Genomic DNA, 22913 nt, shown 5'->3' on the forward strand with positions numbered 1-22913 from the left:
ACTTCTGGGTGCGATACGGGATTCGTCGCGGCTCCCGTCGCACCTACGCGCGAGAGGCCGCCACGAGCCGGACGCGCGGGCTTCCGTCCGGCCTGCGTCCGAACTCCTCCATCGGCAGGAGCCGCACGGTGAAGCCGGTGCGCACCAGGTCGTCCACCACGCCGGCGAGCGGGAACGTGCGGTAGTACATGACGAAGGGCGGGCGCCACAGGGCGTTGCGCACCCGCATGACCGCGTCGAAGCCGAGCAGTGACCAGTAGGCCCTGGAGCCGACTGCCGGCGGCGCACCCACCGGGAAGACGAACAGGCCGCCCTGCCGGAGCGCCGCGTGCACCTGGCCGAACAGCCGGGGGCGCTCGTCCGGCAGGAAGTGACCGAACGCGCCGAAGCTCATGGCCAGGTCGAAGGTCCGGGTGAACGGCAGCGCCAGGGCGTCGGCCCGGACCCACTCCACGGCCGGGCCGTCCGCGCTCCCGGGGTGCGCGGACCGGGCGACGTCGAGCATTCCGGCGCTGAAGTCGACGCCTGTGACCCGCTCGTCGCACAGTCCGCGCAGCACACCCACCCCGGCCCCGGTGCCGCAGCAGACGTCCAGGCCGCGGCCGAACGGTCCGAGGGGCCGAACCGCGTCGGCGACGGCTTCGAGCACCCGGTCCGGGGTCCGGTAGGGCGTGAGGTCGAACTTCGGGGCGAGCAGGTCGTATCCGCGCATCGTCGAAGAGAGCGCCTGGACGGCCAGTTCGCGCAGCGTGGGGCCCTCGGGAGTGAACATCGCCGCAGCGTACCCACAGACGGGGTGGCGCGCCGCGCAGTCGTGGAGCAGCGGTGCGCCCGCTGTCAGACGGAGCGGTGGTACTGGTCCGGGACGTGCGGTTCAGCACCGAGCTCGCGCGCGGCGTGCAGGGCCCACGAGGGGTTGCGGAGCAGCTCGCGGCCGAGGAGGACCGCGTCGGCCTCGCCGTTCGCCAGTATCTTCTCGGCCTGCCGGGCCTCGGTGATCAGGCCGACGGCCGCGACGGGCAGGGTGGTTCCGGTCTTGACGCGGGCCGCGAAGGGGACCTGGTAGCCGGGGCCGACGGGGATGCGCACGCCTGCGGCGTTGCCTCCGGTGGAGGTGTCGAGGAGGTCGACGCCGTGGGCCTCCAGGTCGGTGGCGAAGCGGACCGTGTCATCGGCGGTCCAGCCCTGGCCGTCCTCGAGCCAGTCGGTGGCGGAGATCCGGAAGAACAGGGGCAGCCCGTCGGGCCAGACGGCGCGCACGGCGTCGACCACCTCGAGGGCGAAGCGGGTGCGGTTCTCGTACGAGCCGCCGTACTCGTCCGTGCGCCTGTTGGAGTGCGGGGAGAGGAACTCGCCTATCAGGTAGCCGTGGGCGCCGTGGACCTCCACGACCTCGAAGCCGGCGTCCAGGGAGCGGCGGGCGGCGTCGGCGAACTGCCGGACGACGTCCTTGATGTCCGCGACGGTCAGCTCGGTCGGGACGGGGTGCTTCTCGTCGAACGCGACCGCACTCGGCGCGACCGGCTGCCACCCGTGCGCGTCGGGTCCGAGCGGGGCGCCGCCCTTCCAGGGGCGGTCTGTGGAGCCCTTGCGGCCCGCGTGCGCGATCTGGATCGCCGGAACGGTGTTCTGGCTCTTCAGGAAGTCCGTGATGCGGCGGAAGGCCTCGACCTGGGTGTCGTTCCAGATGCCGAGGTCCTGCGGGGAGATGCGGCCTTCGGGGCTCACACCCGTCGCCTCGACGACGACGAGGCCGGCGCCGCCGACCGCGCGGGCTGCGTAGTGCTGGAAGTGCCAGTCGTTCGGAGCTCCGGCCGCCGGGCCGTCGGGGGCGGCGCTGTACTGGCACATCGGGGCCATCCAGACACGGTTCCGGATCGTCAGCGACCGCAGGGTGTAGGGCTCGAACAGTGCACTCACAGGGGGCTCCGATTCCTCGGGGTTGCGACGGTCGGCGCGGCGGGCCGGACATGCCGGACCGCCGCTTCGTACGACTTCCATCGTACTACGACGTTCACCGTACTACGGCGATCGTCGAATGACGAAGCGCCCCGTGCGGAACCCCTCACCGCCCTGGCGGCAGCCGCCTCCGGAGCCGGATCCCGGTGTCGGCCTCGTACATCTGGCTCCAGCTGCGTCCGCCTCCCGATGTCCAGGTCACCTGGACGTTCGCTCCGTCCCTCCTCACGGTCTCCACCGTCATGAGGCGGGCCCCGTCCCGCACGTCGCCACGCAGCAGCTCGGACGCCTTGACGGTGACGGGTTCCGACGACCGCGCGCTCTCCGCCTCGGCGGCCGCGGTGGTGAGGGCGGCGGCCAGCTCCCTGGCCGCCGCCGGGGAGCATGACCATGAGGCGCCCGCCGGGTGGCCCTCGACCAGGATCGCGACCTGGAGCGGCCCCTCCTCCGGCCCCGGGGCCACCCCCAGCGTCGCACCGCGCCCCTCCGTGTCCCGGATCTCGATGCCCATTCCTGCCGCCTCCTCGTCCCGCTCCGGTCAGTTCAGCCGGAGACTCTCCGGCGGGCCCAGATAGCTGGGCTTCAGACCGCCGGTGTCCACCACGAGGTTCTGGAGTACCACGGTCGGGTCGACCATCCAGAATTTCAGCACGTGGGCGCCGGCCCGGCCGATGCGGTGCTCGGTGGCGGTGCGGTTGACGTTGTCCGAGGTGTTGCGGGCCCACTGCGTGTTCATGGTGCCGTCGTCGGCCCCCGTGGCCCCGGTGATGTCGACGGACTGCGGGGTGTCGTCGTCGAAGGAGACCGCATAGGTCAGACCGTCGCCCGCCAGGGCGCTGTTCCGGGGGGAGAGGTACGCCCAGACCGTGACCGGCCCGGTGGTGAACAGGCTGACCCGGTACTCCAGCCGGGGCCCCCGGCCGCCCGGGGTCCTGCGCGCCGCGGTCACCGGGAAGGGCTCCATGCCGGCTCCGGTGCGGCCGATCCCGGGAATGCGCCGCCAGGTGATTCCGTCGCCGCCGACCGCCCGGTGGAAGTGGTCGGCCTCGACGGAGACGTATCCGTTGGCCTCGACGAACCCCGTGAGCCGCGCCCGCTCCAGCCGCGGCCGGTCGACCACGGCCCGGACGACGACCTCGCTGTCGCCGGGTCCTGACACGGTGACCGGGATCCGTGTCACACCCTTCGGGGCGCGCGACCAGTCGACCCGGAAGGTGACCCGGGTCTGGGCTTCCACCCGCCCCCGGGTCCGGTCGGCGATCAGCCAGGAGGCGCCGGTACGGATACGGAAGTCGAAGGGTTCACTGCCGCGGTTGAACACCTCGACGTACTGCGCCGGCTGGCTCTGGTACGGGCTGAAGACCGGCAGCTCCGCCTCGGCGCCGGACTCCGGCCACCAGGCCGGCGAGCCGTCGACGGCGACGCCCATCTCCGCCCTCCTCGGAAGCTCGATGCGGCGCACGGCAGGGAAGACCTCGTCCGCGATCGCCACGTTGTTCAGCTCCGGCTGCTGCCAGGGGGCGTTGGGGCCGTAGCGGTCCACGTCGCCGTACCCGATGTGCGGCTGGCTCTGGAACCCGTCCCACTTGCCGTCGGCCACCTCGGTGCCGAACCGCTCGGCAAGGGCGAAGTCCTCGGCGAGACCGGCCTCGGCGGTGGCCGCGAGCTGATTGGTCAGGGCCCGGCCCTGGGGCGCGTAGTGCAGGTTGGTGAACTCGGCCTCCCTCAGCGCGTACAGATTGGCGGTCGCCCGCACCGCGTATCCGACCAGTTCGTACCAGGCGTCCTGGGCGGACGCGGGAAGCCCCCGCCGGACTCGTTCCGCGGCTGCCTCCAGGCGCCGCCAGTCCTCGGTGACCCGCTCCAGCTCGCGGTAGTCGACGATGCTGAAGGGCGTGGCCCGGTCGTCGTAGACGATGGCGGAGGAGTCCGTCGCCGGATCCTTGGCCGGATCGAGGGTGATCTTCCGGTTGAGCAGTTCGGGCTTGCGGCGGGACTGCAGGCGGGCGTACGTCCGCAGGATCGCGGCGATCTCCTCGGCCTGCCGCCCGCCGAAGTTCTGCGCGGCGTACCGCTCCTCCCACTCCGGGAGCGCGTCCAGGGGCCAGCGCTCGGGGTTCCAGGCGTACTCCAGGAAGAACTGGGTCGGCAGTTCGTTGCCCTTGAGGTCTCCCACGTTGGTGACCCAGAGGCCGTGGTTCCCGTAGACCGCGCTCTGGTGGAGCTGGTCCCACAGGTTGGGGAGCGAGGTGGTGTCGACCCACTTGTAGTTGCGTCCCACCCCGACGTAGTCGAAGTGGTGGTAGAGCCCGTATCCGCCGCCACGGGCGTCGTTCTCCAGGTCCGGCAGTTTGCGGAGGTTGGCCCAGTTGTCGTCGGTGAGGACGACGGTGATGTCGTCCGGGACCCGCAGCCCGCGGTCCCAGTAGTGCTGGACCTCCTTGTAGAGCGTCCACACCTGCGGGACCGCGTCCTCGGCTCCGAGTTCGTCTGCGAGGATCGCGCGCTGGGTGGCGATGATCTCGGTCATCAGCTCGATTCCGTCGCCGTCGGGCAGGCTGACGTCGCCGTTCCCGCGCATGCCGAGGGTGACCACACCCTCGAAGTCCTCGTCCGCCATCCGGCGGATGCCCTCCCGCCAGTAGGCCTTGATGGCCTCGGCGTTGCGGCGGAACGACCACTCGCCGGTGCCCCCGTAGGGATCGTGGCCCGGCTCGGTGATGTTCCCCGCGCTGTCTCGCACCGCGGCGACGGCGTGCCGGTTCCACTCCTCGATGCCCCGCATCATGGGTGCCTCGTGCGAGGTGCCCATGACGACGCCGTACGCCTTCGCGGTGGCGTGGTTCTCCGGGTCGTCCTCGGCGAACGCGCGGCCCCAGACCGCCGGCCAGAGGTAGTTGGCCTTCAGCCGCAGCATCACTTCGAAGATCCTGGCGTAGAAGGCGGCGTTGAACCCGCCTTCGTAGCCGGGGGCCTTCCCGGGACCGAAGAAGGCGGGTGCCCAGGTGCCGAGCGCCGGGTTCTCGTCGTTGACGAAGAACCCGCGGTACTTCACGGCGGGGGTGCCCTGGCTGTGCAGGCCGGGCAGGACGTACAGCGCGTCACGGTGGACGGGGACGACGTCGTCCCACCAGTACCAGGGCGAGACCCCGATGCCCCTGGAGACGTCGTACGCGCCGAAGATCGTGCCGCGCTGGTCGCTGCCCGCGATGACGAACGCGCGGTCCACGCCCGGGAGGGGATTCTCCACCACGGTCTGCAGGCTGGTCTCCCACCTGCCCGCCGTCCCGGAGACGTTCAGCCTGCCGGAGGCGATCAGCCCGTCGATCAGCGGACTGCGGCCGATGGTGCCCACGAGGACCGTCTCGCGGCCGCGCGGCACCGTGTCCCGCGAGAGCGCGGGGCGGACGCCGGTGACGCGCTCGATGTCGTCCCTGAGGTCTCCGGCCGCCCGGAGGACACCCTCGTGGTCCTGGTCGCTGACCACGACCGAGGCCGCCCTGCCACCCCTGACCAGGGGGAAGGCGCCAGGTCGAGGGGTGAACGAGATGTACGCGCCGGGATCGGTGGGCCTGGCCGCCGCGAAGCCACCGGAATCCGCCGCGGAGGCCTCCCCGGTCAGTCCCGTCAGCGATCCGAGCGGCGTCGCCGCGAGCGCCGTGAACCCGAGGCCGGCTCCGAGGACCGACCTGCGGCTGGTGTGCTTGTCCATGCTGCTCCCATTTCGTTCACACACATGACAAATCGGACGGGCGTCAGCCCCTGACAGGCTCTCGGTGCGGTCCCGGGCATCGGCCACCCGCGGCTTCGGCGCGGCAGACGCGCCGTCGGAGAGGGCGGTGGGGCCGACGGCCGTACCGATGCGCGGTCCGGCCTTCCGGCCGAGAGTGCCGGGCGGCTGCGCCGCCCCCCTTCCCGCCGTGCCGCCCGGTGGCGGCGGAGGCACTGGAGAGGGTGTGCGCCGAGGCGAGGAGCACGGCGGTCGCGGAGTCCGCCCACGGCCGAGCGAATTGCCTTGGGCATGACAGGCACCCCCGCGATGGCGCGCGTAAAGCGGCGGGCCGACCGCACCGGGGCGGCCTTCGAAACTTTCGGCCCCGCCTCGCGCACCCCTCGGGGTGCGCGAGGCGGGCGTGCGGGGAGCCTTGGCCCCCCGCACGTCACTTCCCTACGAGCGGCGCGTCGACCGACGTGTCGCAGACCATGCGGCGCCGGTGGTCGACGGTGCGCTCGGGCCCGGTGAGACGCAGCCGTACGGTGTGCTGGACGTCCGCCACGTCGCTGGAGGTGGCGAAGCGCAGCTCCAGGTCGCCGGGCTCGACGACGCGGCGGCCACCTGCCCCGGTGAAGGAGACCAGGTCCGGATGGAAGCGGAAGCTAACCCTCCGCGACTCCCCCGCCGCGAGCGGCACCCGGGCGTACCCGATCAGCCGGGCGTCGGGGCGCGTGGTCTGGGCGACCGGGTCGTGGACGTAGAGCTGGACCACTTCGGCCCCGTCACGGTCACCGGTGTTGCGCACCGTGACCGCGAGGTCGGTCTCCCCGTCGGTGGGGAGCTCGGCCGGCGCGTCGGCACCGGCCTCCCAGACGAACGAGGTGTACGAGAGACCGTGCCCGAAGGGGTACAGGGGCGTCGGGTCCAGATTGCTGACCCCGTTGGCCAGGCCCAGCGGCGGCTGCAGATAGGTCCACGGCTGACCGCCCGTGCCGCGGGGCACGCCCACGGGCAGGCGCCCGGACGGGTTGACCCGCCCCGAGAGCACACCCGCGAGCGCCGGGCCGCCCTCCTCGCCCGGGAAGAACGCCTGCACACAACCGGCCAGCCGGTCCGCCCGGCCTCCGAGCGCGTACGTACGTCCCGTCAGCAGCACCAGGACGACCGGGGTTCCGGTCGCGAGCAGCGCGTCCAGGAGCTCGCCCTGGCGGCCGGGCAGCGAGAGGTCCGCCACGTCGCAGCCCTCGCCGGAGGTACCGCGGCCGAAGAGCCCGGCACGGTCGCCGAGCACGGCCACACAGACGTCGGCACCGGACGCCAGCGCGGCGGCGCCCGCGATCCCCTCGGTGCCCGCGCCGTCCACGTCGCAGCCCTGCGCGTAGTCGATTCCGGCACCGGGGAACTCCTCACGGAGCGCCTCCAGCACCGTGGGGATGGCGATACCCATGGGCACTTCGGGGTGCTGGACCCCCACGTGGCTCGGGAACGAGTAGCAGCCGAGCATGGCCAGCGGGTCGTCGGCGCGCGGACCGACCACCGCGATCCGTCCGGCGCCGCCCAGCGGGAGCGTGCCCTGGGGGTTGGCCAGCAGGACGCAGGACCGCTCGGCGATCAGCCGGGCCAGGTCCCGGTTCCGCGGCGGGTCGAGGTCCACCGTGCCGCGCGCCCGCTCCGGCTCCACGCCGCCGAGCACGGACGGCAGGGCCTGGCGGTCCGGATCGAGCAGGCCGAGCTCGCACTTCTGCAGCAGGACCCGGTGCAGGGCGCGGTCCACCAGTTCCTCGGCCACCAGGCCGTCCCGGACGGCGGCGACCAGTGCCTCACCGTAGCTGCGCACGGTGGGCAGCTCCACGTCGACTCCGGCGGTCAGGGCCAGGCGGGCGGCGTCGCCGCGGCCCTCGGCCACCTTGTGCAGGGTCTCCAGGAAGCCGATGCCGAAGTAGTCGGCGACGACCGTGCCGCCGAAGCCCCAGGTGTCGCGGAGCAGTCCGGTGAGCAGCGCCGGGTCGGCGGCCACGGGGACGCCGTCGATCTCGGCGTACGAGTGCATCACGGAGCGGGCCCCGCCCTCGCGGACCGCCATCTCGAACGGCGGAAGGATCACGTCCGCCATCTCCCGGGTTCCGGCCCGGACCGGGGCGAGGTTGCGGGCGCCGGCCGACGCGGAGTAGCCCGCGAAGTGCTTGAGCGTGGCGACGATCCCCGCGGATTCCAGCCCCTTCACATAGGCGGTGGCGACGGTGGCGACCAGATACGGGTCCTCACCGATCGTCTCCTCGACCCGCCCCCAGCGCAGGTCCCGCACGACGTCGAGCACCGGGGCGAGCCCCTGGTGGACGCCGACCGACCGCATGTCGCTGCCGATCCGGTGCGCCATCTCGGCGACCAGCTCCGGGTCCCAGGCGGCACCCCAGGCCAGCGGGACGGGATAGGCGGTGGCGCCCCACGCGGTGAATCCGGCCAGGCACTCCTCGTGGGCCATCGCCGGGATCCCGAACCGGCCGGCCTCCACGATGCGGGCCTGGGCCGTGGCCAGCGCCACCGCGCCCACGCCCGGGTCCACCGGGGCGGTGCCGAACGGCCGGGTGAGCTGGCCGAGTCCGCGGGTCGTGATGTCCTCGAAGTCGACCGGGTCGACCATGTCGTTCTGGTGCGGAGCGACTCCGTCGCCCTCCGCGTCGGCGCCCACCCAGATTCCGTACAGCTGGGCGGCCTTCTCCTCGAGTGTCATCCGGGCCGCCAGGTCGGCCACCCTCTCCTCCGGGCTGAGGGAAGGGTCGCGCCACGGGCCGTCGACGGCGGGGGGCGGATCGGCCTGGCGGGCCTGCGGGACGGGGTGGATTGCCATGGCGGCAGGGGTTCCTCTCATGAGTGCGGTGGTTCCGGGGCGGCTGGGGTGTCCTATTTGCCGCCCACCCCCATCAGTCCGTTGATCAGCGCCCGCCGGGCCACGAGGTACACGGCGAAGATGGGGATGACCGAGAGGACGATCGCCGCCAGGACGGCCGGGATGTTCACTCCGAACTGGCTCATGAAGTTGAACAGCCCGAGCGTCAGCACGCGCTGCTCCTCCGACTGGGTCAGGATCAGCGGGAAGAGGAAGCCGTTCCACGCCTGCAGGGCGGAGAAGATGGCCACCGTGCTGATCCCGGCCCTGGACAGCGGAACCGCCAGCTGCCAGAGCATGCGCACCGGTGAGGCTCCGTCGAGGGACATCGCCTCGTACATCTCCTCGGAGACGTCGCGCATCGTGCCGCTGAGCACGAGGACGGCGACGGGCATCGCGAAAGCCGCGGTGGGCAGGATGATCGCCCAGAGGGTGTCGTACAGCCCCATCTTCCCGATCATCAGGTACAGGGGCACGATGACTGCCTGCGCGGGGATCGCCACGCCGAGGAGGAAGGTCCGGAAGGCGAGCGAGGAGAGGCGGCTGCGGGTGCGCACCGCCACGTACGCGACGGGGACGGAGAGCACCAGCACGATGGCGACGGTGGCCACGGCGACGATCGCGGTGTTCCCGATCAGTGTCAGGAACCCGCTGTCCAGCACGGTGCGGTAGTTCTCGAGCGTCGGGTCCGTGGGGATCGCCAGCGGGTCGCCGTTGAGCGCCTCGTCCTGGTGCATCAGGGACGCGGAGACGAGGGTGTAGAGCGGCACGAGGACGATGAGGAGCCAGATCAGCGAGCCGATGCCGGCCACGGGGTTGCCCGGGGACCTGCGCCGTGGGGCCGTGTGCCGACGGCGGGGCGCGGTGGGCGTCGCGCGGTGCTGCGGCGCCGCGGGGCGGGTGTCGATCGACATCGCGTCACATACCTTCCCGGGTGGACCGCATGGACCCGAAGCCACTGAGGCGCACCATGAGCAGCGAGATGCTGGTGGCCACGACGACGAGTGCGGTGGCGATGGCCGCCGCGTAGCCGAGGTCGTACGTCTGGAAACCGGTCCGGTACATCAGGTAGGGCAGGATCGTCGTGTCCGTGCCGGGACCGCCCTTGGTCATGATGAGCACGGTGTCGAAGTACGTCAGCGAGCCGACGATCATCAGGACCGACGAGGTCGTCATCGTGTGGCGCAGCTGCGGCAGCGTGATGTGGAAGAACTGCCGCACCATGCCCGCGCCGTCGATGGAAGCCGCCTGGTAGAGGACCTCCGGGATCTGCCGGGCGCCGCCCTGGTAGATCAGCGTGTGGAAGGGCATGAACTGCCAGCCGCCGACGAACGCGACGACGAGCAGGGCGCCGGTGGACGATCCCATGACGTTGGGGTCGATGCCGAGCCAGGGTCCGATGGTCTGGATCACGCCGAAGTTGGGGTCCAGCAGCGCGTGGAACAGCATCGCGATGGCGGTGGTGGAGAGCAGCAGCGGGATGAAGAAGACCGCGGACAGGAAGGCCCGGCTGCGCTGGCGTCCCGCCGCCCAGACACCCAGCAGCAGGGCCACCGGGGTCTGGAAGACCCAGCTGATCGTGGTGAGCAGGAGGCTCAGCCAGGCGGCCTGGCCGAATTCCGAGTCCTTGAACAGCCGGGTCCAGTTGTCCAGGCCCGTCAGGGTCGGGGAGTCGAGCCCGTCCCACTCGCAGAAGGAGAGGTAGACGGCGATCGCCAGGGGGACGATCGCGAAGACGGCGAAGAAGAGGATGCCGGGGACGGCCCAGGCGACCGGGGGGCGGCCGACGTTGCCGACGGCCGCCTTCCTGTCTCCGCTGCTCTTCGCGACCGGAGTGTGGTGGGACATGGTTACTTCGCGGCCTTCATTGCTTCGACGAACTGCTCGGGGGTCGTCTTGCCGGCGAACAGCTTGCTGATCTCCGTGAGCAGTGGCGTGGCGTACTGGGCTTCGAGTGCCTGGTCCCACGAGAGGGTGAAGCTCGGGGCCTTCTGCACCATTTCGTACTGGTCGGTGGCGAACTGAGGGTTGGGGGATCCGCTCAGCATCGAGGCCGCGTTGGACGTGGTGGGCACGTCACCGTTGTCGACCAGGGCCTGCGCGTAGGTCTTCGACGCCATCGCCTTCAGGAAGGCGACGGCGGTGTCCTTGTGCTTGGTCCGGGCGTTGACGGACCAGTAGTTGGTGGGGTTGCCCACCACGTTCGCGGGGTCGCCCACGCCGCCGGCCACCGTCGGGAAACCGGTCCAGCCGAGGTCCTTCTTCGCGAATTCGGGGGCCTTGCCCAGCTGGGTGGAGTACTCCCACGAGCCCATGAGGTGCATGGCGGCCTTGCCCTTGTTGAGCAGGGTCGGGGCCCCTCCGTTGCCGTAGTCCACGGAGTTGAAGTTCTTGCCGAACGCGCCCTCGTCGATGAGCTCCTTGACGGTCTGCGCCGTCTTGAGGACCGCCGGGTCGCCCCAGCCCGCGGAGTCGCCGTCCTGGATCCGCTTGAAGACCTCGGGTCCGCCGATCCGGTCCAGCAGGTATTCCATCCACATCAGTTCGGGCCACTTGTCGGAGCCGCCGAGCGCGAAGGGGGTGATGCCGGCGTCCTTGAAGGTCCTGATCGCGGACTGGAGGTCTTCCCAGGTCTTCGGGGGCTCGATCTCGTGCTCGGCGAAGAGCGCCTTGTTGTAGAAGAGCATCACGGGCTGCATGCCGCGCATGGGCACCCCGTAGATTTTCCCCTCGAGCCCGCCGGCCGTCATGATCGAGGGCAGGAAACCGTCCTTGAGCGTGGCGTCGTTCTTGACCGTCGACGTCAGGTCGACCAGGTCCTCGGAGTCGACGTACGGCTTGATGGAGCCGCCGCCCCAGTTGAAGAAGACGTCCGGCGCGCTGGGTGAACCCATGGCGCTGCGCAGCTTGTTCACGTAGTCGGTGCCGGGGACCGACACCAGCTTGACCTTGACCTTGGAGGTCTTGTTGAACGTGTCGACGGCCGCCTGCTGGACCTTGACCGCGTCGTCGCCGTAGACGTAGGCGGTGATGGTCCCGGTGCCGCCGCCGCTCCCGCCGGTGCCGGACCCGCAGCCGGCCAGAAGTCCGGCCATGGCCATGGCCGCACCCGCCGCGGCCCATCTCGTCGTACGTGTGCCCTGAGTGAATATCCCCGACCGCATGACCGCACCCTCTGTCGAATGTTTCGGCATGTCTTTCGAATGTTGCCGGAACCGTACGGTCGTGTTTCGGGTCAGTCAAGAGGGCGGGAGCAAGGATTTACCGACCGTGCCCAGAGGCGTGTGCGGGGCTCCGGGCGAGCTACGATTCGTGCATGAGCCCTGCAAAGGTCCAGCCACAACAGGAGAAGGCGTCCGGCGGCGAGCCGTCGGAGAGCACCGCCACGCTGGCGGAGATCGCCCGAGCGGCCGGAGTCTCGGCTCCGACAGTTTCGAAAGTGCTGAACGGACGCGCCGACGTGGCCCCTGGTACGCGCACGAGGGTCGAGGAGCTGCTGCTGCGCCACGGCTACCGCCGCAGGCGTGGCGCCTCGCAGCAGTCCCAGCTCATCGATCTGGTCTTCCACGAGCTGGACAGCGCCTGGGCGATGGAGGTCGTCCGGGGCGTCGAGAACGTCGCCAGGGAAGAGGGCCTGAGCCTGGTCCTCTCGGAGAGCGCCGGCCGGCTCACCCCCGGACAGACGTGGGTGGACGGCGTCCTGGCCCGCCGCCCGGCTGGAGTGATCCTGGTGCTGTCGGACCTGGACGCGGCGCAGCGGGCGCAGCTCACGAGCCGCTCGATCCCGTTCGTCGTCGTCGATCCGGCGGGTGATCCCGGTGACGACATCCCGTCGGTGGGGGCCGCCAACTGGCAGGGCGGCCTGGCCGCCACACGCCACCTGACCGCCTTGGGCCACAGGCGCATCGGTGTCATCGGCGGGCCCACCCGGATGATGTGCAGCCGGGCCCGGCTGGACGGCTACCGTGCCGCGCTGGAGACCTCGGGCGTCCCCATGGACCCCGAGCTCGTCCGGGAGGGCGAGTTCAACCACGAGGACGGCTACACGGCGGCCCTGGAACTCCTGCGCCTGCCCGAGCCGCCGACGGCCGTCTTCGCCGGGAACGACCTGCAGGCACTCGGCGTCTACGAGGCCGCGCGCGAGCTGGGACTCCGGATCCCGGAGGACCTCAGCGTGGTCGGCTTCGACGACCTGCCGCTCACCCGCTGGATCGGCCCCCCGCTCACGACGGTGCGCCAGCCGCTCATAGAGATGGCGGAGACCGCGGCCCGCCTGGTCCTCGACCTGGGCCGGGGCAGGCAGCCCGCGACCACCAGGGTCGATCTGGCGACGAGCCTGGTCGTCCGCAGCAGCACGGCCCCGCCGGCGCGCTGAGGGACGGCTGGCTCCGGTCCGGGGCGTGCCGTCTTCCGGCACCCCCGGGACGACACGACGGGGAGGCGGACGGAAGCACGGCCCGGCCGCCCGGTACGGGGCTTCGAGGACTCCCTGGAGCGGTCCTGGAGGCACCGGACCGCGGGCTTCGAGGACTCCCCGGAGCGGCCCCGGAAACACCGGACCGCGGGCTTCGAGGACTCCCCGGAGCGGTCCTGGAGGCACCGGACCGCGGGCTTCGAGGACTCCCCGGAGCGGTCCTGGAGACACCGGACCGCGGATGCTCGCGCCCAGGTCCGGACCGCCCGTCCCCGAAATGGTCCCCTGACCCCGCGCACCCCTGCCACGACCGCTGTGACCTGGGCCGACACCGCGGCTCCCGGCCTCTGTCAGTGGCCGGGTGCAGACTGTCACCTGTCCGGCACGACGACGTTTCGGGAGGTCCTGTCATGACCGATGTACTCCTCACCGTGGGCACGCGTAAAGGGCTCTTCATCGGCCGCAGGCGCGGCGGGACGTGGGAGTTCGGCGATCCTCACTTCAACGCCCAGGCGATCTACTCGATCGCGATCGACACCCGGGGAAAGACGCCCCGACTGCTGGTCGGCGGGGACAGCGCCCACTGGGGTCCCTCGGTCTTCCACTCCGACGACCTGGGCGAGACCTGGGTGGAGCCCAAGAAGCCCGCCGTGAAGTTCCCGCAGTTCACCGAGGCGTCGCTGGAGCGGGTCTGGCAGCTGCACCCCGCGGGCCCCGAGGCACCTGACGTCGTCTACGCGGGGACCGAACCGGCCGCGCTGTTCCGGTCGGACGACCGCGGGGAGTCCTTCGAGCTGGTCCGTCCGCTCTGGGAGCACCCGACACGGTCCGAGTGGGTGCCGGGCGGGGGCGGCGAGGGCCTCCACACCATCCTGACGGATCCGAGGGACGCACGGGCGGTGACCGTCGCCGTCTCCACGGCGGGTGTGTTCCGCACCGAGGACGGCGGTGAGCGCTGGACCCCCTCCAACAAGGGCGTCTCAGCGGTCTTCCTGCCGGATCCCGATCCCGAGTTCGGTCAGTGCGTCCACAAGGTCACCCGGGACGCGGCCGATCCCGACCGGCTCTACCTGCAGAACCACTGGGGCGTCTTCCGCAGCGACGACGGCGGGAAACGCTGGAAGGACATCGGCGCGGGCCTCCCCTCGGACTTCGGCTTCGCCGCCGCCGCGCACCCGCACCGCGCCGACACCTTCTACGTCTTCCCGATCAACGCCGACGCGGACCGTGTCCCCGCCGGCCATCGCTGCCGGGTGTTCAGGACCCAGGACGCGGGCGAGACCTGGGAGCCCCTCACCCGCGGCCTCCCGGACGACGACCACTACGGCACGGTGCTGCGTGACGCGCTCTGCGTGGACGACGCCGACCCGGCCGGCGTCTACTTCGGCAACCGCAACGGCGAGGTGTACGCGAGCGCGGACGACGGCGACACCTGGCGGCAGCTCACCTCGCACCTGCCTGACGTCCTGTGTGTCAGGGCGGCGGTGCTCGGCTGACCGGCTGCCGCCGGGGCACGTCCGATCAGCTGAAGACCACGGACCGGACCTTCAGCCGCTCCGACGCGCCGCCGCCCGGGCGCAGGGTGTAGTAGACGTCGCCCTCGCAGTCGGCTCCGAGGAAGACGGTCGCCGTCGCGTCCGTGAGGTTCTTCGGCGCGTAGGCCGGTGGCAGTGCGTCCGAGTCGGCGCCGGGGAGGCTGATGCACTCCCCACCGGGCGGGTCGTTGAGGAACCCGACCGCTTCGTAGCCCTCGTCGGTCTCGTACGTGTACCTGAACTGGCCCTCGGCAGCCGAAGCCGAGGTGGGCAGGGTGACGACGAGCGCGAGAGCGCCCAGGGCGGCGACGGCATGGTGACGGAGGCGCATGGAGGTGTTCCTTCGTGAGAGGGGGTCGACTGCGCCCCCAGGCTGCCCCGGGCGGCCTGCCGGACGATACGTCTCCCACTCCGGTGGCGCGGCAGAATCGTTCCCTCCTCACTCCGGTGGAGGGCTACCGCCGCTGATCCCACCCTGCCGAGACGCACTGCGGGCGGCTCACTCCTCGGTCGGCACGCAGAGCACCGGGACGGTCGACAGGTGCAGGAGCTTGTGCGGGGTCGATCCCAGGAGCGCCCCCCGGATCGGGCTCTCGCCCCAGCTGCCCACCACGATGACCCTCGCCGCGTGCCGTGCGGCGGCTTCGATCAACGCCTGCGCCGGACTCAGGTCGATGACCTCGACCACGGTCGGCACCTCGGCCTCCTCCGCCGCGGCCACCGCCCGTTCCAGCCCGGTGCGCCCGGCCTGGCGAATGGCTTCGTAGTGGGCGCGGTACTCCTCGCCGCCGGAGCCGGGCGGGGCCGCTCCGAAGACCAGGACGAGCTGCTCGCCGAACGCGGCGGCCACCTCGATCGCCGCGCGCAGGGCCCGTGCGGCACCCGGCGACTCGTCGTACCCGAGGACCACGGACATCTCAGCGCTCCTTGCCGTGTACGAGGTCGGGGTCCACCACACCCCGGCGCTCGGCCCAGAAAGCCGGCGACAGGAACCGCAGCACCACCATGAGCACCACACCGACGAGGCTGATGCAGATGCCGATGACGAGCGGCGGGCCCAGCCCGAACCAGGAGGTCCCGCTGTAGGAGTTCGCCGGGTCGGACATGTCGATGACGGACCGGACGAGCAGCCAGGTCAGCAGACCGGCCCCCACCAGCGGACCGAGGCCGATGAGGAAGAAGTTGCGCGGGCTCTCCGTCAGGAGGCGGCGGTGGTAGACGGCGCACGCCACCCCGGTGAGCGCGTAGTAGAAGGCGATGAGGAGGGACAGCGCCGTCAGTGAGTCGAAGAGCGCGTTCTCGCTGATCTGGTTGACCACGAGGTACCAGGCGATGGCGATGACCGCCACCCACCAGGTGCTCACGTCGGGGGTCCTGAACCGCGGGCTGATGCGTGCGAAGTGCGCGGGCAGCGCGTGGCGACGGGCCATCGACAGCGCGGTGCGCGAGGCCGGGATGATGGTGGTCTGCGTCGAGGCGAGCGCCGACGTCGCGACGGCGAGGAGCACGATCCAGTCCCAGCCCCCCATGACCTCGCCGGCCAGCAGGGCGAAGATGAACTCCTCCTCCTCGGCGTTCTCCGCGAGGTACGCCGCTCCGGCGAAGGCGACGACCGCGAAGCCGACGGACAGGTAGGTCACCAGCAGGATGACCGTCGACCACACGCCCGCCCGGCCGGGAGCGGTCGCGGAGTCCTCCACCTCCTCGGTGAGGCTCACGCACGACTCCCAGCCCCAGTAGATGAAGACACCCAGCAGCAGACCTCCCGTGAGCGCGGCGCCGCCCGCCCCGAAGGGGTTGAGCCACTCGACGGAGGGTCTGACGGAGTCGAAGTCGGTCGTGCCCGCGTAGACGCGGTAGAGCGCGACGACCACGAAGACGAGGAGGAACACCACCTGGGCCAGGATCAGGACGTTCTGCACCCTGGCCGAGATCTCGGTCCCGATGACGCACAGTCCGGTCATCACCACGATCAGGAGCACGGTGAGCAACTGGCGTACGAAGGTGTTCTCGGCCCAGCTGTCGAGGCCGACGGCCATCAGCCCGAAGCTGACGGCGACATCCGCCAGTGACCCCACCACGAGCACACCGGTCATCGTGATGGCCCAGCCGCCGAGCCATCCGGTCCAGGGTCCCAGGGCGCGTGTCACCCAGGAGAACGTCGTCCCGCAGTCCTGGTCGACCTTGTTCAGGTAGTAGAAGGCCGAGGCGATGAGGAGCATCGGCACGAAGGAGGCGAAGAGCGCTCCGGGCGCGTAGATGCCGACGAGCGCCACGATCGGGCCGATGACCGCGGCCACCGAGTAGGCCGGTGACGTGGCGTTCAGTCCGATGACCAACGCGTCGACGAAGCCGATCGCGTTCGGCTTCAAGCTTGCCGGCGGCTGCGCTCCGGCACGGTCCTCTGCCACACTCCCTCACCAGGGTCACAGGCGCTGGGGTCACAGGCCTGACAAGAAGTCGGAATGCTTCCTTCCGCATGCTATGGAGCTACGTCCCGGTGCGCATGTCAGGCGAGGCGCGCTCAGGAGCCCGGAGCCGCGAGGTCCGCGCGGGACGTCACTGCTCGCGCATGCCCCACGGTGCGCCGTACTCGGCCAGGAGATCGAGGAACGGCCCCGGCGGCATGGCCTCGGGCCCCAGCACCCCGGTGCCGCCCCAGACGCCGCCCGCGACGAGTTCGAGGGCGGCGACGGGGTTGATCGCGGTCTGCCAGACCACGGCCTGGGAGCCGTACTCGCGCATGGACCACTGGTTGTCGACCACGTGGTACAGGTAGACCTCGCGGGGCTTGCCGTCCTTGCGGCCCGTCACCCAGGTGCCGGCACACGTCTTGCCGTGCATCCGGTCACCGAGTCCGGCCGGGTCGGGCAGACAGGCGGCCACCACGTCCCGGGGCGAGACCTGGGCGTCACCGGCACCGCTCTTCACCAGGACGGGGTCCGTGCGGTCGAGACCCAGCTTGTGGAGGGTGCGCAGCACACCGATGAACTCGTCGCCCAGCCCGTACTTGAACGTGACGCGCCGGGCGTTCAGCCACCGGGGGACGAGCAGCACCTCCTCGTGCTCGACATTGACGCACTCGACGGGCCCGATGCCCTCGGGGAAGTCGAAGACCTCCGGTTCGCTGAAGGGGGACGTGGTGAACCAGCCCCGCCCCTCCTCGTAGACGACGGGAGGATTCAGGCACTCCTCGATGGTGGTCCAGATACTGAAGGACGGGGCGAAGTCGTAGCCCTCCACCGTCAGGTCGGCTCCGTCCCGGATCCCGATCTCCTCGATCTCGTCGAAGAGCTCGTCGGAGGCGTAGCGGGCGAAGACGTCCGAGAGCCCCGGCTCCACCCCCATCCCGACCAGTGCGAGGAGACCGGCGGCCTCCCATTCCGCCGCCCGGTCGAACTGGGCGTCCCCGAGCTTCACCCCGCACTCCTCGTACGGGCGGGACGGATGCGGCCGGGACAGGGACATGGCCATGTCGAGGTAGTGCACGCCCTGGGCGAGGGCCGCCTCGAAGAGCGGCATGACGAAGCGGGGATCGGTGGCGTTGAGCAGGACGTCGCAGCGGTGTTCGGCGAGCGCGGCACGCACGGCTTCCTGGTCGGACGCGTCGAGCCGGACGGAGCTGAAACGGGACCCGCGCTCTCCGAGGGCCGCGACAGCGGCCTCCGCCCGTCCGCGGTCGTAGTCGGCGACCGCCATGTGCTCGAAGAATGACCGCCGGGCCGCGATCCGCGTGATCGCCGTGCCCACGCCTCCCGCACCGACCAGCAGAACACGCATGGGGACACCACTCCTCTGCCACGCCGACGACACGGCCGGGCCGGCCGGGCCGGTGGAGCGAGCACGCTAACAGCCTGGCCGCCCGGCGGCGGACAGCGTCCGGCGGTGTCCCCCTTCCAGGCCGCCGGCGCTCCGAAGAGCCACCCGGACGGGCTCCCTGGACCTGGACCGGGAGGGCTGTCGCGCTCGGACCGCGGAAAGGAGACGGCCCCACCGGCGGGGGGATGCCGGTGGGGCCGGTTGCTCACGGCGGTGCGGGGGGGGTGCACCGCCGGAGCTCGGGTCACAGGGTCTCGTGCCCCGGTAGCGAGAACCTATGCACGGCACCGGCTCCGGGATCCGGGCGGCGGCCGGTGGGCGGACTTCGGCACACCGGGCACGGTCGGTGGGCGGACTTTCGCGCGTGCCACGTGTCCGGTCCCGCCGGATCTCACGCGCAGGCGCCGGTCCCGCCACGGCACGACTTACGGCAGGCGCCGGTCCCGCCACCAGGTCGGCCCGGCCAGGACTTACGGCAGGCGCCAGTCCACCGGCTGCTGCCCTGCGCGGACCAGGAAGTCGTTGGTGCGGCTGAAGGGCCGCGAGCCGAAGAAGCCACGGTCCGCCGACATCGGGGAAGGGTGCGCGGACTCGATCGCGGGCAGGTCGCCGAGGAGCGGCCGCACATTACGCGCGTCCCGTCCCCAGAGGACGGACACCATCGGTTTGCCGCGCGCGGCAAGGGCTCGGATGGCCTGCTCGGTCACTTCTTCCCATCCCTTGCCGCGGTGGGCGGCGGGCTTTCCCGGCGCTGTGGTCAGCGCCCGGTTGAGCAGGAGCACTCCCTGCCGCGTCCAGGGCGTCAGGTCTCCGTCGGACGGCCTCGGCACACCGAGGTCGGCGCCGAGCTCCCTGAAGATGTTCTCCAGGCTGCCCGGAAGACGCCGTACGTCGGGGGAGACCGCGAAGCTGAGACCGATCGCCATGCCCGGGGTCGGGTAGGGATCCTGACCCACGATCAGGACGCGCACGTCGTCGAAGGGCTGCTGGAAGGCGCGCAGAACGTTCTGCCCCGCCGGCAGGTAGGTGCGGCCTGCCCCGATCTCCGCGCGGAGGAATTCCCCCATCGCCGCGATCCGGCCGGCCACGGGCTCCAACGCCTGCGCCCAGCCGGGCTCCACAAGTTCACTCAACGGTCGCGCTGCCACGGGTGTCACCCTACCGGCCCACACCGACAACGTGATCATGCGGTCCCCGCGGGAGCCGCCGGGGGATAGTCTGCGCCTCGTCATCAGTCCCCCAGTCCCCCGGAGCCGTTGCGTGAAGTCACGTCCGCGGGTGTCGCCCCCGGTGAACGAGCCGGCCGAACAGCGTTCTTCCGTACGGTGGTTGCCGTGACCGGCGCCCCTGGCGGACTCGTCCTCGGGGTGGACTCGGGCGGTTCGGGGCTGCGGGTGGCCCTGGGGTCGGCGAACGCCCGGCGTCCCGTTCGCACCGAGGTCTGCGCCGAGCCGGTGCGGACCGGGGCGGCCGGCATCGACGCCGGGCACCTGCTGGAGCAGCTGCTGCCGGCGGCCGGGCGGCTGCTGGAACGGGAGGGCCCCGGAGCGGCCGTCACGGCCGCGGCGATCGGAGCGGCGGGCATGGCCACGCTCGGTGACCAGCTGCGCGCCGAGGTGCCCGCCGCGCTCGCCGGCGCGCTCGGTGTCCGGCGGGTGGCCCTGGCCGCCGACGCGGTGACCGCGTACGCCGGGGCGCTGGGACAGCGGCCCGGAGCGGTCGTCGCGGGCGGCACCGGCATGATCGCGCTCGGGACCGACCTGCGGACGTGGCGCAGGGCGGACGGCTGGGGGCATCTGCTGGGCGACAGCGGCGGGGGTGCCTGGATCGGCCGGGCGGGGCTCGACGCGGCGATGCGGGCCCATGACGGCCGGCGCGGCGGTTCGCCCGCGCTGCTGGCGCGGCTCGAGGCGGTCTTCGGGCCGGTCGCCGGGCTCCCCGGCCTGCTCTATCCACGTACGGACCGGCCCGCGCTGCTCGCGTCCTTCGCACCCGAGGTCGCTGCCTGCGCGGTCGGCGACGAGGTCGCGGCGGGGATCCTGCGGGATGCCGCCGAGCACATCGCCGAAGCCGCGGCCGCGGTGTGCCCCGGCCCCACCGAATCCGGCCCCGACGGCTGCGAAGTGGCCCTCACCGGTGGACTGTTCCGCATGGGAGAGCCGCTTCTCGCACCGTTGCGCGGGGAGCTGGCCGCACAGATCCCTCAGGCACGCGTGGTGCCGGCGGCAGGGGACCCGCTGCACGGCGCTCTGGAGATCGCCCGGGCCCTCGCCGGACCGGGGCTGCGCATTCCGCCCCACCCGGCCCTCCTGTTCGTACCGGGAGTAACGTAGACGATTCGAGCGATCAACCGCCCGGACAGAGCAGGTCAGTCGCCCGCTATGCCACTCAACAGACATATATGGACAGATGACGCCTGGCCGCCCCCTCCCCGAACAGAGGGGCACCCAAAACCAGTAGCATGCGGCGCCATGAGCACCCCCACTGGGCCCGCTTCCGGCCTGCCTGTACGAATGCCGCGACCTCGCCAGTCCGGACGGCACCGCCGCCCGGAGCCCGTGGTCGCACCTGAGGGCGCTGCCGCGCTCGTTCTCGCCCTTCCCGGTACCCCTTCCCCGGCCTCGCGCAGCCTGGCCGAGGAAGTGATCAGCATCGCCCGCTCCGAGCTGCCCGGTCTGAACGCGCAGATCGGTTATCTGGACGGCGACGACGCCGAATACCCGACGCTCGCCTCCGTACTCACCCGTGCCGCCGCCGAGCGCACCGCTCGCTACGAGCAGGCCACCGCCGCGGGCCGCGAGGTCGCCGTGCCCTCGGGCCCGTCCGCCGTCGTGGTGCCGCTGCTCGCCGGGCCCGACAGCGCCCTGATCCGGCGTATACGGCAGGCCGTCATGGACAGCGGCACGCAGGCCGAGCTGACCGACGTGCTGGGTCCGCACCCGCTGCTCGCCGAAGCCCTGCACGTGCGGCTCTCGGAGGCCGGTCTGGCACGCGCCGACCGCGCGAGGCTTTTCACCGTGGCGACCGCGGCCGACGGCATCGTGCTGGCCACGGTCGGCGGCGAGGAGGCCGTGCAGGCCGCCGGGATCACCGGCATGCTGCTGGCCGCCCGCCTCGCGGTGCCGGTGATGGCCGCGGCCCTGGACGTGGAGGGGTCGGTGGCCTCGATCGCCGCGCAGCTCCAGAACTCCGGCTCCGTGCAGCTCGCGCTGGCGCCGTACCTGGTGGGCCCCGAGATCGATGCCGGACTGCTGGACGCGGCGGCGAAGGAGGCCGGTTGCGCGACGGCCGAACCGCTCGGCGCGTACCCGGCCATCGGCAAGCTCGTGCTCTCGCTGTACGCGACGACGCTGGGGATCACTCCGGCGACGCCGCAGGGTGCCCAGGCGCACTGATCCGAGCCACGCCACCTCTTGACCGCGACGAGGCGCGGACCGCTCCGGTCCGCGCCTCGTCGCGGGTACATCGCCGCTCCCCCACCGTCGGCGGGGCCGGGGGAAGGGTGTCAGGCGAAGACCACGCAGGAGGCGGCCGGAACCTCGATGGAGCCCGCGTGCGCCGGGATTCCGGTCTCCGCGTCCACGGCGAACCAGCTGACGTTCCCCGAGTGCTCGTTGGCGGCGTAGAGCCACTGCCCGGAGGGATCGAGTGCGAGGTCGCGGGGCCAACGGCCGCCGCAGCCCACGGCCGCCGCCAGGACGGGCTTCTCGGCCGTCTCGTCGAGCGTGAGCACCGAGATGCTGTCGTGCCCGCGATTGGCGGTCCACAGGAACCTGCCGTCGTGCGAGACCACCACCTCCGACGGGTACGTGCGCACGGCCGGGCCCTCGTCGTGGTCGCGCGGGAGCACCGGTGTCTCCCCGAGCGGTTCGAGCAGCCCCGCGGCAGCGTCCCAGCGGCACACGGTGACGGTCGGTTCCAGCTCGTTCAGGACGTAGGCGTGTCCCCCGGACGGGTGAAAGGCAAGATGGCGCGGTCCCGTCCCCGGCCGAAGCGCCGCCTCCGAGTGCAGCCGCAAGGTGCCCGTGGCGGGGTCGAGCGCACAGACGCGCACGGAATCCGTACCGAGGTCCACGGTCAGCACCCACTGCCCCGACGGGTCGGGCAGCACCTGGTGGGCGTGCGGGCTCCCCTGGCGGCCTTCGTCAGGACCATGGCCCTCGTGCGTCAGCACGCCGCTCACCGGCCCTGGGGCGCCGTCGGCCCCCACGGGCAGGGCGGTGACGCTGCCGGACCCGTAGTTGGCCGTGAGCAGGTGGCCCCCGGCGAGGGCCAGGTGTGTCGGGCCGCTCCCGTTCACCGGCCGGACCTCACCCACCAGGTGCGGAGCGCCGTCGGCCCCGACGGCGAAGGCCGCGGCGGCGCCCTCGGAGGTCTCACTGACCGCGTACAGCACGGTGTCACCCGTCGCGGGAGCCCGGCCGACCGCGAGGAAGGACGGGTCGGCCACGGCGTCCGAGGTCCCGAGCACGGTCGGCGCCCCGGTGTACCGGTCGAGGGCGGCGACGGTGATGCCACGGCCGCCCGCCGAGGTGAACGACCCTATGAATGCCCGCTTTGCGTGGTCGGCGCCCATCGCGCTAC

18 protein-coding genes are annotated in these 22913 nt (G+C 71.8%); 4 read left to right on the forward strand and 14 right to left on the reverse strand.

Features of this window, described 5'->3' with window-relative positions; genetic code table 11:
* Window positions 1-43: 43 nt before the first annotated feature.
* From ACIRJR_RS16160 to ACIRJR_RS16195, 8 genes are all read right to left on the reverse strand, one after another.
* A complete protein-coding gene (locus tag ACIRJR_RS16160) occupies window positions 44-772 on the reverse strand; it encodes a class I SAM-dependent methyltransferase (RefSeq protein WP_403780035.1) in 729 nt (242 codons plus the stop codon).
* Between the two features lie 65 nt (window positions 773-837).
* A complete protein-coding gene (locus ACIRJR_RS16165) occupies window positions 838-1920 on the reverse strand; it encodes an NADH:flavin oxidoreductase/NADH oxidase (RefSeq protein WP_403780038.1) in 1083 nt (360 codons plus the stop codon).
* A gap of 145 nt (window positions 1921-2065) precedes the next feature.
* Window positions 2066-2470: a hypothetical protein gene (locus ACIRJR_RS16170; protein ID WP_403780041.1), complete on the reverse strand. Its 405-nt coding sequence runs from the start codon at window positions 2468-2470 to the stop codon at window positions 2066-2068.
* A 27-nt stretch (window positions 2471-2497) separates the two neighbouring features.
* Window positions 2498-5671: a glycosyl hydrolase 115 family protein gene (locus tag ACIRJR_RS16175; protein ID WP_403780044.1), complete on the reverse strand. Its 3174-nt coding sequence runs from the start codon at window positions 5669-5671 to the stop codon at window positions 2498-2500.
* 448 nt (window positions 5672-6119) lie between these two features.
* Window positions 6120-8522, reverse strand: a complete 2403-nt coding sequence (locus ACIRJR_RS16180; protein WP_403780047.1) for a glycoside hydrolase family 3 N-terminal domain-containing protein — start codon at window positions 8520-8522, stop codon at window positions 6120-6122.
* A 53-nt stretch (window positions 8523-8575) separates the two neighbouring features.
* Window positions 8576-9475 carry a carbohydrate ABC transporter permease gene (locus ACIRJR_RS16185; RefSeq protein WP_403780050.1) on the reverse strand — a complete coding sequence of 300 codons (900 nt, stop codon included), beginning with the start codon at window positions 9473-9475 and terminating at the stop codon, window positions 8576-8578.
* Between the two features lie 4 nt (window positions 9476-9479).
* On the reverse strand, window positions 9480-10409 hold the full coding sequence (locus tag ACIRJR_RS16190; RefSeq protein WP_403780053.1) for a carbohydrate ABC transporter permease: 930 nt from the start codon (window positions 10407-10409) through the stop codon (window positions 9480-9482).
* A 2-nt stretch (window positions 10410-10411) separates the two neighbouring features.
* Window positions 10412-11662: an extracellular solute-binding protein gene (locus ACIRJR_RS16195; RefSeq protein WP_403780362.1), complete on the reverse strand. Its 1251-nt coding sequence runs from the start codon at window positions 11660-11662 to the stop codon at window positions 10412-10414.
* Between the two features lie 215 nt (window positions 11663-11877).
* Here ACIRJR_RS16195 and ACIRJR_RS16200 point away from each other — a divergent pair, with 215 nt between their 5' ends.
* Together ACIRJR_RS16200 and ACIRJR_RS16205 are read left to right on the forward strand one after the other, a co-directional pair.
* Entirely contained in the window at window positions 11878-12936 is a 1059-nt protein-coding gene (locus tag ACIRJR_RS16200) for a LacI family DNA-binding transcriptional regulator (protein WP_403780056.1), read from the forward strand.
* Window positions 12937-13385: 449 nt separating this feature from the next.
* Window positions 13386-14471, forward strand: a complete 1086-nt coding sequence (locus ACIRJR_RS16205; protein WP_403780059.1) for a WD40/YVTN/BNR-like repeat-containing protein — start codon at window positions 13386-13388, stop codon at window positions 14469-14471.
* A gap of 25 nt (window positions 14472-14496) precedes the next feature.
* Here ACIRJR_RS16205 and ACIRJR_RS16210 read toward each other — a convergent pair whose 3' ends face one another.
* The 5 genes from ACIRJR_RS16210 to ACIRJR_RS16230 form a co-directional block, all read right to left on the reverse strand.
* Complete coding sequence (locus ACIRJR_RS16210) at window positions 14497-14841, reverse strand: hypothetical protein (RefSeq protein WP_403780062.1); 345 nt, start codon at window positions 14839-14841, stop codon at window positions 14497-14499.
* A 168-nt stretch (window positions 14842-15009) separates the two neighbouring features.
* Window positions 15010-15426, reverse strand: a complete 417-nt coding sequence (locus ACIRJR_RS16215; protein ID WP_403780065.1) for a universal stress protein — start codon at window positions 15424-15426, stop codon at window positions 15010-15012.
* A 1-nt stretch (window position 15427) separates the two neighbouring features.
* Window positions 15428-16921, reverse strand: coding sequence for an APC family permease (locus ACIRJR_RS16220; protein ID WP_403780068.1), 1494 nt, complete (start codon window positions 16919-16921; stop codon window positions 15428-15430).
* 148 nt (window positions 16922-17069) lie between these two features.
* Window positions 17070-18290 (reverse strand): saccharopine dehydrogenase family protein, encoded by a 1221-nt coding sequence (locus tag ACIRJR_RS16225; RefSeq protein WP_403780071.1) that lies wholly within the window; start codon window positions 18288-18290, stop codon window positions 17070-17072.
* A gap of 509 nt (window positions 18291-18799) precedes the next feature.
* A complete protein-coding gene (locus ACIRJR_RS16230; RefSeq protein WP_403780074.1) occupies window positions 18800-19477 on the reverse strand; it encodes a uracil-DNA glycosylase in 678 nt (225 codons plus the stop codon).
* 177 nt (window positions 19478-19654) lie between these two features.
* Here ACIRJR_RS16230 and ACIRJR_RS16235 point away from each other — a divergent pair, with 177 nt between their 5' ends.
* Together ACIRJR_RS16235 and ACIRJR_RS16240 are read left to right on the forward strand one after the other, a co-directional pair.
* Complete coding sequence (locus ACIRJR_RS16235; protein ID WP_403780077.1) at window positions 19655-20662, forward strand: N-acetylglucosamine kinase; 1008 nt, start codon at window positions 19655-19657, stop codon at window positions 20660-20662.
* A gap of 138 nt (window positions 20663-20800) precedes the next feature.
* Complete coding sequence (locus tag ACIRJR_RS16240; RefSeq protein WP_403780080.1) at window positions 20801-21724, forward strand: sirohydrochlorin chelatase; 924 nt, start codon at window positions 20801-20803, stop codon at window positions 21722-21724.
* Window positions 21725-21834: 110 nt separating this feature from the next.
* Here ACIRJR_RS16240 and ACIRJR_RS16245 read toward each other — a convergent pair whose 3' ends face one another.
* On the reverse strand, window positions 21835-22905 hold the full coding sequence (locus ACIRJR_RS16245) for a lactonase family protein (RefSeq protein WP_403780082.1): 1071 nt from the start codon (window positions 22903-22905) through the stop codon (window positions 21835-21837).
* Between the last annotated feature and the right edge of the window lie 8 nt (window positions 22906-22913).

The sequence above is a fragment of the Streptomyces sp. NPDC102402 genome, assembly GCF_044765765.1.
Lineage (GTDB): Bacteria > Actinomycetota > Actinomycetes > Streptomycetales > Streptomycetaceae > Streptomyces.